The 15,846-nt window shown below is 57.4% G+C and carries 9 protein-coding genes and 2 pseudogenes; 7 read left to right on the top strand and 4 right to left on the bottom strand.

The window, feature by feature from the left end:
* Nucleotides 1-1,124 precede the first annotated feature (1,124 nt).
* Nucleotides 1,125-1,454, top strand: coding sequence for a hypothetical protein (locus tag CKW15_RS21130; protein WP_095152644.1), 330 nt, complete (start codon nucleotides 1,125-1,127; stop codon nucleotides 1,452-1,454).
* Nucleotides 1,455-1,643: 189 nt separating this feature from the next.
* Here CKW15_RS21130 and CKW15_RS21125 read toward each other — a convergent pair whose 3' ends face one another.
* Nucleotides 1,644-2,147 carry a hypothetical protein gene (locus CKW15_RS21125; protein WP_256580280.1) on the bottom strand — a complete coding sequence of 168 codons (504 nt, stop codon included), beginning with the start codon at nucleotides 2,145-2,147 and terminating at the stop codon, nucleotides 1,644-1,646.
* 84 nt (nucleotides 2,148-2,231) lie between these two features.
* Between CKW15_RS21125 and CKW15_RS21120 the strand changes: the two genes are divergently transcribed.
* Entirely contained in the window at nucleotides 2,232-2,522 is a 291-nt protein-coding gene (locus CKW15_RS21120; RefSeq protein WP_095056198.1) for a helix-turn-helix domain-containing protein, read from the top strand.
* A 351-nt stretch (nucleotides 2,523-2,873) separates the two neighbouring features.
* On the top strand, nucleotides 2,874-3,116 hold the full coding sequence (locus CKW15_RS21115; RefSeq protein WP_095056197.1) for a hypothetical protein: 243 nt from the start codon (nucleotides 2,874-2,876) through the stop codon (nucleotides 3,114-3,116).
* 351 nt (nucleotides 3,117-3,467) lie between these two features.
* Here CKW15_RS21115 and CKW15_RS28955 read toward each other — a convergent pair whose 3' ends face one another.
* On the bottom strand, nucleotides 3,468-3,710 hold the full coding sequence (locus CKW15_RS28955; RefSeq protein WP_305883109.1) for a BPSL0761 family protein: 243 nt from the start codon (nucleotides 3,708-3,710) through the stop codon (nucleotides 3,468-3,470).
* Between the two features lie 775 nt (nucleotides 3,711-4,485).
* Nucleotides 4,486-4,641, bottom strand: coding sequence for a DNA-binding protein (locus CKW15_RS28530; RefSeq protein WP_177408758.1), 156 nt, complete (start codon nucleotides 4,639-4,641; stop codon nucleotides 4,486-4,488).
* A 20-nt stretch (nucleotides 4,642-4,661) separates the two neighbouring features.
* On the opposite strand from CKW15_RS28530, the gene CKW15_RS28525 reads away from it, so the two are divergent.
* The 3 genes and pseudogenes from CKW15_RS28525 to CKW15_RS28860 form a co-directional block, all read left to right on the top strand.
* Complete coding sequence (locus tag CKW15_RS28525; protein WP_177408757.1) at nucleotides 4,662-5,042, top strand: hypothetical protein; 381 nt, start codon at nucleotides 4,662-4,664, stop codon at nucleotides 5,040-5,042.
* A gap of 6 nt (nucleotides 5,043-5,048) precedes the next feature.
* Entirely contained in the window at nucleotides 5,049-5,462 is a 414-nt protein-coding gene (locus CKW15_RS28865; protein WP_256580278.1) for a hypothetical protein, read from the top strand.
* 112 nt (nucleotides 5,463-5,574) lie between these two features.
* Nucleotides 5,575-5,673: pseudogene (locus tag CKW15_RS28860) on the top strand (integrase); the annotation flags it as partial.
* 80 nt (nucleotides 5,674-5,753) lie between these two features.
* Here the strand turns inward: CKW15_RS28860 and CKW15_RS28575 are convergent.
* The gene (locus CKW15_RS28575; protein ID WP_095152643.1) at nucleotides 5,754-14,567 is read right to left on the bottom strand and encodes an autotransporter-associated beta strand repeat-containing protein; all 8,814 of its coding nucleotides are present in this window, start codon (nucleotides 14,565-14,567) and stop codon (nucleotides 5,754-5,756) included.
* A 339-nt stretch (nucleotides 14,568-14,906) separates the two neighbouring features.
* Here CKW15_RS28575 and CKW15_RS21085 point away from each other — a divergent pair.
* A pseudogene (locus CKW15_RS21085) lies at nucleotides 14,907-15,527 on the top strand (tyrosine-type recombinase/integrase).
* Nucleotides 15,528-15,846 lie beyond the last annotated feature (319 nt).

Here is a 15,846-nt window from a genome sequence, read left to right as displayed (position 1 = left end):
ACTAATAAATATTGTTGTTAATCAGTAGATTACGAATTTTTACCTAACAGATTTTTCCACTGATTTCGTTAAAAAAACCTGTCGCATTGACATGCTGAATGCGCTAACCCCCCCGGGAATCATGGGTTTGAGGGGGATAGCAAGGGGCTTTCCACTTAAACCGCGATTGGCGCACCGGTGAATGCTGGAATTGGATAAACAGCATGAACATTTCTAACATGGCATCTGGTTTAACATAATATACATTATGCGAACCTAAGGATTCTCCTTGTGGGGCTCTGCTCGATGCTTTTCATGTCGCGATCAGCGATTCACCGGACAATAATTATTGATTCACCGGAATCCTCTAGAAATCATATACCTGTGGATCTAGCCTCAACCTACATCTAGAAATTGCAAATGACCCCCTACGCATAAAATATGGGGCGGCTCCAGGTGCTCCTGTGGCTCTCATCGCGATGCTAGAGCGGTTGGAGCCCAGAGCGATACAGAAAAAATGCTAAATCACCGGAAAAAAAACGTGGTGGAAAAAGAATGTTAAATCGCCGGAATATTTGCCCTTGAAGCGTGAAAAAAGGGATTACGTGGGGATTGTCGGAGGCGCAGAGGCAGTATTTAGGCAAGGTAAGGTGCTCGTAGACCCGATTTTAAAGCCAGAAACGCATTTTTTAATCACCGGAAAAAAGAAAAAAAACCTCTAAATTATCGGAAATAAGCCTCATTTTTTACCGATAAAAATTCTGATGCGCCCGTAATACTTGGGTTGCGCAAGATTTTTAACTCGCCGGAAAAAAGTGAAAAAAATGATGAATCCTCGGAATTGGTAATCATCAGCGGGCGTAAATGGTTCGAGAGCCGATAGTCGTCTATTCAGCAATCAAGTGATTGCAATACCGTGTAAAACTTAATAGATAAATCGATAATATATGTACGATGTAATGATGAAGTTCGGGTACGCCCGGCGTGGTCAGCACTTTCCTATCCGAGCGTTGTGATTCCTAAGTAATGAAAAATAGTACGGCATTGATGTGCTATCTCCTCCTCGATACCATCCGTCTGATGATCGCGAAATCGGAACCAAGGTTAATTACACTAAACAGCTATTTAGTTGAGTTAAGTCTAGAATGATCTCGATCATATTCTACCGTTGCTTTGTTCATGACCGAGTTAAAGATTGCATCGCGTGGGCTGAGGAACTACCGCACCTACTTAGCAATGGATTTTCCATTGATGTAGATCGTAGCCAGCAAGAGCTGACGCCCGAAGGGCTTGCTAAGGTCAGCGTTGTCGCAGCGGGCAGGCCAAAAGAATACAACGAGTTTCGCTTCCCAGGTACATTCGATGCCATGCCGAGCATGGCCTATCGCCTTACGCTTGTTGCTGCTTTTGGAGGAGCTCCAATCGTCTGCGATACACTATTAATGCGAGTTTTGCGTCCTCAAGTGACCCTGTGAAATTCGAGTGCTTTCACGAGCCCAATTTTCTCCCGATCAGCAACGAGCGGAGTTTCGAAGATAGCTGCCGAGGCATTGACTGACTTGGGAGGTATCGCCGCGCCTTAAGGCTCTCTCCCCTGCCCTCACTGCTGGAGCAAAAGCCTTCAAGTCCTACATCACATTACTCAGAGGCTTCCGCTTCGTCAGCTAGAGATTTACTGAATTGAGCAGCCGAGTAATGACGATGGATAACCACGTTTGATAGTCGACAAATTCTGAGTCGACGTTGCCACCTGCGTTAGACGTTTCGTAGAGTGATCTCCAGTCAAGAATATCCGCTGGGTCGACCTGGGCGTTGTCCCGGAACACTGCTTGTGAAGCAAGTCGATATGCGTATGTATCCAAAAAAACCTCCCCCCTCCCCTTGAGCTTTACCCGAGCGAAATCATAAACATTCTCGGCGATCCAGTGTGGAGATCCGTTGAGTTTTGGAGGTATCGCTAATAGGACACCGACGATAGCCTTTTTTGAATCTGGTCGATCGATTTCGTTGAAGAGATCAATCAATTTTCCGCCTGAGAAGCAATTGACTATCTTGATGCACTGCTCGGCCTGAGCAACGTTCGCCACCGCGACCATCAACATAGTTGAAGGGCTATCCTCGTTACCTGTCGCAGTTAACTGCCGGGCGCTAATCTTTAGTGCGAGCATAAATCTCTCCCAAAATGAACACTATAGATTGTAGCTCTATAGAGCTCAAAAAGGCTTCATCGTTCCTTTTGTGAGTGAAGCAAAATGGAACTGAGGGAAGCGTTCGCTATCGCGTTACGTAACACACGTCTTCGTCGGGGTTTGACCCAAGAAGATTTTGGAATCGTCAGCAGTAGGACATATCTAAGCACTCTTGAGCGAGGCCTTAAAAATGTCACGCTGGAGAAGGCGGCGGAGCTTGCTGGTAGAATGGGGGTACACCCGCTTACCCTCCTTCTTGACAGTTTTTTGCTCCTCGATCCTGATACAGATTTAGACTCATTGCTTGATCAGATCCGACAAGAGTCTACTTCGGTCCAGACCCGCGACAAATAGATTGAGGCTGGTAAAGGAGCTCTCGCAGGAGAATGGAATTTTGACGTAGCTAGCCGAAAAATATACATCTCCATGCTGCAGTCTTTGTCTAATGCTTTCGGCAAAGGCCGAAGCCAGAAGGTGATCCGCCGCGGCAGATATTGAGGTGATGCGTTTCCTGATGATTACAACCGCACAGGTCTCCATAGCTCTAACGGTTACCGCTCGCCGATGCCGAACTCCAAAACATCCTAGAGATTGAAGAGTATTTCAGGGGTAGTGACCGTGGGAAACCACGGTAAAGGGGGGGTATAATAGCCCCTCCCTACCGCCTCGCTCAGAAAAAAGGCCGTCAGCCATGGAAGTTCCACGGTGGAACTTTTCAAAACGAGTGCCTGGTGCGGTCGCAGAGAAACGACGATGACAGATAAGCCAAGTAGCCTCGAAGAGAACCCAGAGCATCTACCCTCCGATCCTGCCGAGATCAAAAAACCCCTCAATGCGCTGGATGCCAAACTGCTGGCAATGCTAAAGCACCCTGAAAAAAGTCTAGAACCAGCCGGTCCGCTAACAGGGTCCGCCCGCCCAAATGGCTGGTTTGACGAGGAAGAGTGAGTACCTTGATCAAAGTTCCACGGTGGAACTTCTGGTCATAAAGTCGTAAGGCGCCGCCATACCATCCGGTCTGCCTTGCGACGCGGCAGGAGCACGGGACGAAAAAACTGTCCCTGCTCCTTTGCAGAGGCTAAATAAACGAGGAAAGGTAAAGGGTACGCTTCGCCCGGGACTCCGTTCGCCGCGACGATGAAGCTATCACGACGAGCCGAGGTCGCGGCCCTTGACCTAAAGTTCCATGGTGGAACTTTTGATGGGAATGATAACGGTAGCTATCAGAAATTCCACGGTGGAACTGTTCAGCACGAGTAAGCAAACGGCATATCACAGCGGTGGCGGCAGACCGCTTTGTCAGAGCTGGCTGTCGTGATGGTGTTCAGTTGAAGAGCTAAAAACGGGGCCAAATGTACCTATTCCTAATTTCTTCGCTTGTTCTTCAATTCGGCCGGCCTGTAGAACATCCTGTTTAGTAGGAAAGTGGCGTAAAAGGAAGTGAGCGTTTTTTCTAACTCGTTCAGGTACTTCTGTGTCGCAAGCAAGTTCCATCAGGAAAGTGTGAGTTTGTACGACGGACCGGGTCCGTTCAAATGGCATCGTCATGTAATCCACCATGAGTGAGATCGTCAGTTAAATTCAAGGAAACCAGAAGCGGTCGCCAAATTTCGCAGGTCTTGATCAAAGTTCCACGGTGGAACTTTATCAAGCTCATCTCGCACCCGTAAGGAGAACATTTCTTGCCCTCAAGGCCATTTTTAGCCCTTAAAGGAAAGATTTATTTTCATTACGGCAAGCTTCATTTTTTGAATTGATGATCCTCGCATAATGGACGGTATGGATAAATTCAGCGGCGGAGCTTCGCTATTATCCCGAGGCTCGTCGATCACGAAGTCATGACTGAGATAACGCCATCGATATTTTGCGAACCTAAGATTCTCCTGGTGCGCATCTGCTCGATGCTTTTCACCATAATGTAACTTGGGGGCAGCTGAAATAGAGGCTACCCTTCGACAGGCACAAAGAGTTTATAGTCAATTATAGCGCGATGCCCTCAGCGAGTTTCGCTAGCACCCACTACAGGGTGACCTAATTTGCAGTTAGGCGTTGCTTCACTACAATCCCATTAAACACGCTAAGGTATCCGAAGATGAAAATCAACAGCACTGTCAAAGGTGAGGTCCGAGCCAAACTTATACGTCTGCAGAAGCCGTCCAAATACCATAGCCTTTTCAACGTCGATGGTATCGATGCCTTTGCCAAGCAAGAAATTCCCGCCCCCTAAGTGCTGGGAGTCAGCCTGGTGAGGCCGAATTTCTTGCATGCGAGAAGAACGCCGTCACGAACATGACGATGGCTTCTGTGCTTCTTCAGCTTAATCGATAAGGATTTTAGCGCGAGCAACAATCGCCATCGCCTCGGTAATCCCAGCAGCGTCACCGGTCTCATACGCATCAGCCAAAAAGGCCTCTGCCATTTCCCAGCTATCCAAGTAATCCACTGGGTCAAAAACAGTAATTTTCTCTGTCATGTGATCACCTAGGGAAAAAAATGAACCCGACACCACTCTCTGAAAATGGCAGATGGATTGTTACCTGCCAAGACACTGATGATGGAACTGGCGATCTGATCATACATTTGCCTGACGATCTTCTGGCGGCTATCGGGTTGACCGGCGGTGACAAGCTGAACATGGAAATACACTCTGACGGCACGATAACCCTGACACCAGTTCGTTATCAGCATGATGTTGAAACATTACTCGGCGTATTGGCCGATCTTTACCACGTCTGCGGAATGCTTGACGCCAAGGTTGAGGTGCTGGACCAAATCATGGCTGCGCTAAATGGAGAACCATTGCCACACGAGTCTCTGGGCCCATACGCAGCCCTCGATCCCGATGGAGGGTGTCCAGTCGATGATACTGACTGAATATCGTTGCGCGAAGAGCTGATCGCCTTGGAAATCAAAGGCAATATCGAGATCAAGATGCGCTCGGGTGTCTACATCGCTATTCAACTGCTTGAGATCAGCCTCCGCCGTCAATTGTCGCGCCTGCGCATCTTCGAACTCTTGACGGCTCACGGCCCTTTCTCCGATCAGCTGTCGATAGCGGTCTGCGAGGGAACGGGTTTGTTGAAACGAGGCGCGGGCGCGAGCCACGTCTGCTTCGTACGGCGATGGGTCAATGCGGTACAACGCTTGGCCGGGGGGGCAGTTTTCAATCAGCGCCAACAGACCATGGATTCGACGACAGAAAAGTACGCGCTTGAGATTGAAATCTTTACTTTGATCAGAAGATGCTGGGGACAGATTTCGCGTAGCAGCGCGCAAAAAAGGCGTTTTCGGTAGTCAGCACGCGGGCAGTTCAGAGACTTTTTCAACAGAATCGGCCGATTTCTGCCTTTCGCCACCGGCAGCACTCGGTCGAATAGCGACCTCCACTCATTGTGCCTGCCCCACCTGTGACTTAATCAAGCCGCGAGTGCGAGACATAGTCCATGGGAAACATGTGTCGTCACGGGCTATCGTAATGCAGCATAAAACCCGACTCCCTGTGCAAGATCACAGAGTAGATCCGAACGCTTCCAGAGGTTTGGAGGGAGAAAGCCCGCGCGGCGTTGCACCGCGCAGGCTTTGTACTTAGAACGAGATGTTGAGCCCCAGACGAACACCGTGATCGCTATAGCCATCGCCGATCTGCCCGGAGTAGCCCAGATCGAGGCTCGCTTGCGGGGCAAGTTTGGCGCTGACGCCGAACTGTACCAGCGCGGTGTCCTGGGCAACCGACACGCCCTTGACGCTGAAGCTGTCATAGCCCGCCAGGGTCAGGCGGCTGTTGTCGGTTGGCTCATCGAGCACGTGCTGCCACGCCAGGCTGCTCTGCACGCTCAATGGCACTCCGGCCACTACAGCCGCAGGAGTACTGGCACGCAGGCCGAGGCTGGAATAGGTCGCTCGCTCCTTCTCGCTGTCGCTGCTCAGCGCCGTGATACCGCCATGTTCGCTAAAGCTGTCGCTGTCGACTTCGACGTGGGCCAGGCCTACAAATGGCTCCAGCGTCACATCAGCGGCCTGGACCGCATACCCCAGCTCACCGAATACCTGTGACGTGCTGGCGTCGTAGTCAGCCTTGACGTGCTCTCCCAGGCTACCGACCTGGACATGGCGACTGCTGTCAATGTCGTTCCAGGCATGCGAGGCGCCTACCCGCAAATGCAGGGCATCCCACTGGCCGCCCAGGTAAGCCGTCAGCGAGGTGCTGTCGACCTTGGCCGATGAGTTGCGAGCATCGGCGTCCAGGTCAGTGTTGCCGTAACCCGCCGCCAGGCCCGCGCGCCAGGTGTCGTTCAGCGGCATGTCGATACCCAGCAGCACGCCCTGGCTGTTGTGGTCGAGGTCGGCGACATTGTGGTTGCCGTCGCTGTCACCCCAGCTGCCATAGCCCTGAACCCAGAAGGTCATGCCACTGTCAGCGTCGACATGCAGCACGCCTTCGCTCAACGCCTGGCCCTGGGCACTGCGCAGACGTGTGCCAATTGCATTACGCACATAGCGACTGTCATCGAACAGCGCGCTGCGGGTGCTGGCGTGAATCTCGCCAGACACGCTGTCGTAAGCCAGGCGCGCTTGATCTGCGCTGAGCGCCGCGACCGCGTCATACACGCCACCCGCGCCGGCGGCATCAAGAGACCCGGCTACGGCACGCTGGTTGTAGGTCTGTGCGACCGAAGTGAACGCGACGTCATTGCGCTTGAGCAATAGCGTCGCGCCATTGCTTGCGTACGACACCTGCGGCGTGAGGAAGGCCAGGTTGCTGCTGACGCTACCAAATGTGCCGTTGAGGCTGGCCGCCTGAATGATGTTGTATTGGGTAGTCGGCGACCAGGTGCCGGTGCCGGCCAGGACACTGAGGTTCGCGCCGCCAAGAGAGACGGTCCCGCTGGCGATCACCCGGTCGGAACGGCCGTCCGGATCGGCTTCGATGACCAGCGTCGAGCCGCTGTTTAAGCTGAGGTTACCGTCGACTTTCAAGGTACCGATGGAGTTGCCCGGGTTGAGCGTCGCACCGCTGGCCAGGCTGACATCGCCGATGATGGTGCCATGGCCCCCTAGCATGGCGCCCTGTGTGACATCGACATCACTAGCAAGGCTGGCACTGGAGCCCGCCGCACCGCCGATGATCAGGCTGCCCCCTGCCACGGTGGTGCCGCCGCCGATCGTCGAATTGCCATTGAGTACCTGCTTGCCAGTACCGACCTTGGTCAGGTGGCCAGCACCGCTGATCGAGCCCTCATAGACACTGCTGGCCCCGGCTGCCCCGACCTGCAGGGTACTGCCTGCTGCCAGTGCCAGCACACCCGAACCACTGAGCGCGTCGAGGTTGTTGAGCCCGCCGATGCTGACCGAGGCGGTACTTGCCACGTTCAGGTCGGCATTGCCCAAGGCGGTATTACCTATCAGGCTCAAGGAGCCATCAAGCACGTTCAGCGCCCCGCCGAAGGTGTTGTTGCCGCTGAGGGTCAGCTCGCTGGCACCCTGCTTGTTCAAGTCGCCGTTGCCACTGATGACGCCGCTGAGGGTCAGGTCATGGCTGCCGGCCAGAGTCAGGCTGCCGTTGAGGTCGACCGAGTTGGCCAGGTTGGCGGTGTTACTGCTGTCCAGCGTAGTGCCGTTGGCGACGACCAATGCACCGCTACCAAGCGCGGCGTTGTTGCCCAGCACCAGGGTGCCACCATTGAGGGCAGTGCCGCCGCTGTAGCTGTTGTTGCCGTTAAGGGTCAGGCTGGAGGCGCCATTCTTAATCAGGCTACCAGTACCGCTGACCACCCCTCCGAGGCTCAAGGCGTTAGAGCCGGTAAGGTTCAAGCCACCGTTGAGTGCCACATCGTTGGCGAGGGTCACGGCGGTATTGCTGTCCAGCGTGGTGCCGCCAGCGGCGAGCAATGCACCGCTACCCAGCGCGGCGTTGTTGCCCAGCACCAGGGTGCCACCATTGAGCACGGTGCCGCCGCTGTAGCTGTTGTTGCCGTTGAGGGTCAGGCTGGAGGCACCATTCTTGATCAGGCTGCCAGCACCGCTGACCACGCCGCCGAGCGTCAAGGCGTTGCTGCCGGCAAGGTTCAAGGCACCGTTGAGTGCCACATCGTTGGCGAGGGTCACGGCGCTGTTGCTGTCCAGTGCGGTGCCGCCGGCGGCGAGCAATGCACCGCTCCCCAGCGCCGTGTTGTTGCCCAACACCAAGGTTCCGCCATTGAGCGCGGTGCCGCCGCTATAGCTATTGCTGCCATTGAGGGTCAGGTTTGCTGCGCCAGTCTTGTTCAGAGTGCCCGCGCCGCTAACCAAGCCGTTGAGGGTCAACGCATTGGAGCCGGCAACATTCAATCCTCCGTTGAGCACCACATCATTGCCGAGGGACACGGCGGAATTGCTGTCTAGCACAGTGCCGTCGGCGGCGGTCAATGCCCCGCTACCGAGCGCCGCGTCGTTGCCGACCACCAGTTTTCCGCCGTTCAGAACAGTGCCGCCGGTGTAGCCGCTGGCAGCGTTGAGTACCAGCGTGCCGGCGTCGTACTTGCCCAGCGTGCCACTGCCGTTAAGTGCTACGCCAAGGGTTGCGGTGGTGTTCGGGTCAACACGCACCGTGGTGTTGCCAAGGGAACCGTTGACCAGATTCAGCACCCCGGCACTGCCATTTTGCAGGCCGTATCCATCAGTGACGAATTGCAGGCCGGTGATGGTTTGCGTACCGTCGACCGTCACGCTGCCAGCCGTGCCCTGGAACACTGCGAAACTGTTGGCCCACGGCAGATTGAGCGTACCGTCGACAGTGGTCCAGTTGGTATTGCCACTGCCCCAGGTGCCGTTGCCGCCATTGATCGAGCCGTCGGCGATCTGCTGCGCGCCGTCCCAGAACTGCACGGTGACACCCTGCGCGGTGACCAGCAGGTTGATCTGGTTGCCGATATTGGTCTGCAGTTGCAGATCACCCGGGGTCACGCTGCCCGGTACGCTGCCGATCAGCAGGCCGTTGTCGGTGAGGCCGCCGGAGTAGTTGATGACCCGGTACACGCCACTGCCGAAACCGCCGATATCACTGACGTTGAGATTGCCATCGAGGGTCAGGTTGCCGCCGACGTTCAGCAGCGCACTGCCGCCGCCAACGACCGGCGCACTGAGCCCGACGTCGAGATTGGAGTGGTCGTCGAGCACCAGCGAAGCCACCGACAATGCACTGCCGCTGGCCAGCGCCAAATGGCCGCCATCGGTGACGGTAACCGCGCCACCGAGCGTACCGCTACCGCCCAGAGTACCGCCGCTGTTGATCAGCACATTGGCGCTGTCCAGCGACCCGTTGACCTGCAAGGTGCCGGCGTTGACGTGGGTGTCGCCGGTCAGGTCGCTGATGCCGCTCAGGGTCTGGGTGCCGCTGCCGAGTTTGGTCAGCCCGCCGTCACCGCTAAGGATGCCGGCGAAGGTGCTGCTGACGTTGTTCCCGCCCAGGCTCAGCGTATTGCCCGTACCGATCAGCGCCGTGCCGCTGCCGGTGAGGCTGGCAAGTCTTCCCGAGGCGGCAAGGTTGAGCGCCGCGCCGCCGCCAAGGTTGACCGTAGAGTTGTTGCCCAGCGCCGCACCGCTGAGGGTGGTGAGGCTGCCGGACAACACATCAAAGGTGCCGCTGAAGGAGTTGTTGCCGCTCAGTGTCACATCGGCCAGACCGTTTTTCGTCAGCGTACCGGCCCCGGCAATCACGCCGCCGAGGGTCAGGTTGTTGTTACCGGCCAAGGCCAGATTCGCGTTGACGTTGACATTGTTGGCGAGCACCTGCGGTGCGGAGTTGTCGAGGGTCGAAGAGCCCGCGACGGTCAGCGCACCGGAACCCAGTGAAGCGCCAGTGCCGAGCGTCACTGTGCCGGCGCTCAGCGTGGTGCCGCCGCTGTAAGTATTGATGCCGTTGAGTGTCAGGTTCGACGCGCCGTTCTTGATCAGGCCGCCAGCGCCGCTGACTACACCGGCGAGGGTCAGGTTGTTGCTGCCGGTGTTGCTCAGGTTGGCATTGAGCACGACGTTGTTGCCCAGGCTCAGCGCGCTGTTGCTGTCCAGCGCCGAAGTGCCTGCCACGGTGAGGTTGCCCAGGCCCAGGGCCGAGTTGCTGCCGGCGGTCAGGGTGCCCGCATTCAGGGAAATGCCGCCGAGGAAGTTATTATTGCCGCTCAGGATCAGGTTGGCCGCGCCGTTCTTGGTCAGGCTGCCGGCCCCGTTCACCGTGCCATTCAAGGACAGGTCAGCCGTGCCGCCAATGCCGAGGTTGCCGGCCAGGTTGACCGCATTGTTCACCGACACCTGCGTGCTCGCATCGAGCGTGGTGCCGCCCGCCGCGTTCAGGGTGCCAGAGCCCACTGCCGAGTTTGACGCCAAAATCAGTCCACCGGCATTCAGTGCCACCGGGCCGAGGAAAGCGTTGTTGCCACCGAGGGTCAGATTCGTCGCGCCGTTTTTGATCACGCCACCTGTGCCGCCGATCACCCCGTTGAGGGTCAGTGCGTTGCTGCCGAGCACGGTGAGGTTGCCGTTGAGCGTCGCGGCGTTGCCAAGGGTCACTGCCGTGTTGCTGTCCAGTTGGGTACCAGCGTTGGCGGTCAGCGTACCGCTGCCCAACGCGGTGTTGCTGCCGACGACAATCCGGCCACCGTCCAGTTGCGTGCCGCCGGTGTAGGTGTTGGCGCCGTTGAGCACCAAGGTGCCAGCGTCGAGTTTGTTGAGGATGCCGCCGCCATTGATGTTCACGCCAATGGTGCCGGTTACGCCCGGATCGACCCGCACCGCCGTGGTTCCGCCCGTGCCGTTGACCGCCGTAAGTTGCCCGGACGCGCCGTTGACCAAGTTGTAGCCGTCGGTGAGGAACTGCATGCCGTTGAACAGCTGCGTGCCGTTGACCGTCACGGTGCCCGCCGCGCCCTGGAACACCGCGAAGTCGCCGGCCCACGGCTGGTTGACCAAACCGTTGGCGTCGGTCCAGTTGGTACCAGACGCGTTCCAGGTGCCGCTGCCGCCATCGACGACGCCGTTGGCAATCGTCTGGCTGCCGTCCCAGTAACGGATGTTGACGTTCGGCGCAGACACTTGAATGTTGATTTGATTGGCCACCCCGGTTTGCACCACCAGATCGCCGAGGCCGTAGCCGACGGGCGCGCTGGCGACATCAAGGCCCAGATTGGTCAAGGCACCGGTGTAGTTGAACAGGCGATACACGCCGACACCGAAACCGCCGGCATCGGTGACGTTGAGATTGCCGTTGAGGGTGAGGTTGCCGCCGACGTTCATCAGCGACGTAGTGGACGGTGTCCCTAGCACCACGTCAACGCTGCTGCCGGCCGCAAGGGTTAGCCCACTGGCAGACAATTGGTTGCCCGACGACAAGCCCAGATGCCCGCCGTTGTTGACGTTGACGGTACCGAGCGCCGAACCGGTACCCGTCAGGGTACCGCCGGTGTTGACGCTGACCTGCGCGCTCGCCAGCGAACCGCTGAGATCCACGGTGCCGCCATTGATCGCGGAGTTGCCGGTGATGCCGTTGATCCCGGTCAGATTCAGCGTGCCGGTGCCGACTTTGGTCAGGCCGCCACTGCCACTGAGGTCACCGTCGAACGTGCTGGTGCTGTTGGCGAGCCCCACGGTCAGGGTGTTGCTGCCAGTGAGCTGCACGCTGCCGCTGCCGCTCAACGCGCCCAGACTGGCATCGCTGCCCAGATTGAGGCCGGCACCGGCGCTGATGTTGACGCCGGAAGTCGCGCCCAGCGCATTGGTGTTGAGTGTGGTGACGCTGCCGGAAACGATGTTCAGCGCACCGGTAAAGGTGTTGTTGCCAGCCAGGGTCAGGTCCGCCAGACCGTTTTTTGTCAGGCTGCCAGCACCGTCGATGATGCCGTTGAGGCTCAAGTCGTTGTTGCCCGCGACGGTCAGACCGGCGTTCAACGTGATCGCATTACCGATACCGAATGAAGCACTGTTATCCAGGGTCGCTGCACCGCCAACGATCAATCCACCGCTGCCCAAACCGTTGGCATTGCCCAGGGTCAGCGTACCGCCGTTGAGCGCAGTGCCGCCGCTGAAGGTGTTATTGCCATTGAGGGTCAGGTTGGCCGCGCCGTTCTTGATCAACTGGCCGTTGCCGCTGGTGACGCCGCCGAGGGTCAGGTTCTGTGTGCCGTCCACGGTCAGCGCGGCATTCAGGGCGACGCCGTTGCTGAGGGTGACCAGCGGCGAATTGCTGTCCAGCGTCGCGGCGCCAGCGACGGTCAGTGCTCCGGTACCCAGAGCCGAACTGTTGCCGACAGTCAGGGTGCCGGTGTTCAGCGTGGTGCCGCCAAGGTAGTTGTTGGCGGCGTTGAGAATCAGATTGGCCGCACCGTTTTTCACCAGACTCCCAGCGCCGCTGACCAGACCGGTCAGGGTCAGATTCGCCGTGCCGCCGACGTTCAAGGCACCGGCCAATGCCACCGCATTGTTCAGGCTGATGGCGGTGTTGGCGTCGAGCGTGGTCTCTGCCGCCGCGTTCAACGTACCGCTGCCCAGCGCGGTGTTGCTGCCGACAATCAGTTTGCCGCTGTTCAGCGCGGTGTTGCCGAAATAGGTGTTGGCGCCGTTGAGGGTCAGGTTGGCAGCGCCGTTCTTGACCAGCCCACCGATGCCGGCGACCGAACCGCCGAGGGTCAGCGCATTGGTGCCGCCCAGGGTCAGCGTGCCGGCGAGGTTGACGTTGTTGGTCAGGGTTGCCGCGGTGTTGGCATCCAGCGAGGTGCCGTTCGACGCGTTCAGTGCGCCGGTGCCGAGTGCGGTGTTGGAGCCGACGACCAGTGAACCGGCGGTCAGAGCCGTGGTGCCGGTGTAGGTGTTATTGCCTTTGAGGGTCAGGCTCGACGCGCCGCTCTTGATCAGGCCGTTGCCGCCACTGATCACGCCGCCGAGGGTCAGCGCGTTGGCGCCGCCGGCGGTGAGGTTGGCATTAAGAATGACGTTGTTGTTCAGGGTCTCGGCCGAGCTGCTGTTGAGGGTGCTCGCGCCCGCTACCAACAAGTTACCGGTACTGAAAGCCTGATTGTTGCCGACCTTTACCGTGCCTCCATTGAGCGTTGTGTTGCCCAGATAGATGTTGGCAGCGCTGAGGTTCAACTGACTGGAACCGATCTTGGTCAGGCCACCGCTGCCGGAAATCACCCCGCTCAGCGTCGTGTCATTGGAGCCTTGCACCGTGACACCGCCGGCGCCGAGCGAAATCAGGTTGCTGATGTTCAACCCGGCGCTGCTCGCCTGCAGGATCCCGCCGTTGGAGGTGACCACACCGCTGCCAAACGTGGCGTTGTTGTTGAACTGGGCGATACCGCCGTTGAGCGTGGTCGCGCCGCTGATCAGTGGCCCCTGCAAGGTCCAGGTGCCGCTGTTGATGGTCAGGTTGTTGAAGTTGACGTAAGTGGAGCTGGACGCCGTGCCTACCCCCGTAGTGCCGCCGCCGACGCCGATCGGGTTTTGCAGAATCAGGCTGTTGGTGCCGCCGGCACCGCCATCGACGGTGCCGGTCGGGGCGAAGGTCAGGTTGATGCCGATCAGACCGCCGAGGCCTTCCGAGACCTGAGTGCCGTCGCCGACCTGCACAGAAGAGCCCGTCACCGCCGTGAAGGTGTTGGTACTGTTCGCCCCCATCGACACACCGCCCGTAATCGCACCGGCGTTGGTGAAAGTGTTGCCCGCCGCCGACGTCTCGAACGCGATCCGGCCGTTGATGACGCCGGTGCTGCTGTTGGTCATGTTGACCTGCGAGCCGCCGTAGACCCCGACCACCGGGGTATCGGCCAGAGTAATGCCGCTCCCCAAAAGCCCGGTTGAGGTGATGGTGCCGTTGTTGGTGATGCTAGTGGTGCCGGTCGCCGCGTTGTTCACCGCGATGCCCAGGCCATCGATGCTGGTTAGGTTGAGCCCGAGCAACATGCCCGTTCCGCGGATGATCCCGGAGGCGTTGTTGAGGACGCTGACGGTGCTGGAGGCACCGGTGCCGATAAACGCGCCACCGCTCAACACCGACACCAGGCCGAGTAGCGCCGGGTCGATGGTGCCGGAGTTGTTCAGGCTGATGTTGACCCCGGTCAGGTCCATCACATGGCCACCGAGGGTGGCGTTCATCTGCGCCCCGCTGTTGACGTTGACCGTCAGGCCATTGGCGGCGCTGGAGAAGTTGTTGAGAAACAGCGGCAGGCTCGGTACACCGGTGCAAGTGACCGTCGACCCGGCGGTGCTGCAGGTTGCAAAGGCAGTCGAACTGAACCCTGTGCCGAGCAGCATTGCGGCCAATGCCAACTTGCCTGTACGCCGCGAGCCTTTGCGGCAACGCTTGCTGAATTCGTGAGTGACCGCCCAGCAACCCAACGAGGCGTTCCATACCAATGAAAATACATGATTCATTGCGATCACATCCTCGTAGTTTGAAAAAGTATTCCCGATGGAAGGGCCCGGGGCTGAAGGCGAATAATGATGGCGCTTAGCCATTTATCCAACTGTTTTTTTTGTTTTGCGGGTTCTGGCAGCAACAACCCGAGATAGAGCGCTTTCTGATTTCGAAGGCTAGGAATACCGCCTCACCGCTGGGCAGGAGCATTGAAAATCTCCGATCTGTCACAGGCACTGCAACGGTGTTGACCTGAATCCGGTCTCTCCCTACGCGACAGGCAGAAAGCAGCCAAAGCGACCACCACGCACCGTGACTGTTCCACCCTTGTCCTCCCTCAACCTGGAGGACAAGCCATGAACTCAATTGCTACATATCGCCATCAGCCTTGGAACAAGGGAAAGGCCGTCGGGCAAAAGGCGCCGCTCCGAGTCAGAGATATCTGGGCCATCCGCGTAAGACTTCAGCTTGCTGAGAAGACACGGGATCTGGCGCTCTTCAACTTGGCTATCGACAGCAAACTGCGTGTCTGTGACTTAACTAAGCTGCGAGTCCGAGACATAGCCCATGGGGAACATGTGTAGTCACGGGCCATCGTGATGCAGCAGAAAACCCACCACCCAGTGCAATTTGAAATCACTGAGCAAACCCGAACGGTTCTGGAGGCTTGGATGCATCAAGCTTACTTGCACAGCGAGGATTTCTTGTTCCCGAGCCGTTTGCACGACTCAAACCATCTCTCCACCAGACAGTACGCTCGAATAGTCAAAGCGTGGGTGACCGCCATTGGCCTTGACCCAACAATGTACGGCACTCACACGCTACGGCGAACCAAGGCATCGTTGATTTATCGCAGGACAAAGAATCTGAGAGCAGTTCAACTCTTGCTGGGACATACGAAGATTGAAAGCACCGTCAGGTACTTGGGCATCGAGGTCGATGATGCCCTGGAAATGGCAGAGCAGACGGAAGTCTGACCATCCACTGCGACGGTCCACGACAGACCGTCGCTATCCGGCCGATTCTGTTGAAAAAATCGGTTTTCTCAAACTGCCAGAATACTGATCGGCGAAAGCATCTTTTTTGTACGCTGCTACGTGAAATCCGAGTCCGAATACCTCTGCGCTGATTCTAGATTTCAATCTCAGACGCGTACTTTTCTGCCGTGAAAACCACGCTCGACTTTTTCAACAGAATCGGCCAAAAGCAGTCAGTCGTTTGTATCTAGGAAATGCGGGGCGATTCACCAATCAGCTAAGCCATAACGCGATCCGTAGCAAAATTTGGTTACCAGAA

Origin of the sequence: Pseudomonas sp. Irchel s3b5 (genome assembly GCF_900187435.1) — a bacterium.
Taxonomy (GTDB): domain Bacteria; phylum Pseudomonadota; class Gammaproteobacteria; order Pseudomonadales; family Pseudomonadaceae; genus Aquipseudomonas.
The sequence above is the reverse complement of the archived record's forward strand: the minus strand, read 5'-3'. Positions and strand labels throughout refer to the sequence as shown.

Coding starts and splice junctions, on each gene's coding strand:
- CKW15_RS21130 (WP_095152644.1), top strand. CDS start 1,125: ATGATCTCGATCATATTCTACCGTTGCTTTGTTCATGACCGAGTTAAA.
- CKW15_RS21125 (WP_256580280.1), bottom strand. CDS start 2,147: ATGCTCGCACTAAAGATTAGCGCCCGGCAGTTAACTGCGACAGGTAAC.
- CKW15_RS21120 (WP_095056198.1), top strand. CDS start 2,232: ATGGAACTGAGGGAAGCGTTCGCTATCGCGTTACGTAACACACGTCTT.
- CKW15_RS28955 (WP_305883109.1), bottom strand. CDS start 3,710: ATGCCATTTGAACGGACCCGGTCCGTCGTACAAACTCACACTTTCCTG.
- CKW15_RS28530 (WP_177408758.1), bottom strand. CDS start 4,641: ATGACAGAGAAAATTACTGTTTTTGACCCAGTGGATTACTTGGATAGC.
- CKW15_RS28525 (WP_177408757.1), top strand. CDS start 4,662: ATGAACCCGACACCACTCTCTGAAAATGGCAGATGGATTGTTACCTGC.
- CKW15_RS28575 (WP_095152643.1), bottom strand. CDS start 14,567: ATGAATCATGTATTTTCATTGGTATGGAACGCCTCGTTGGGTTGCTGG.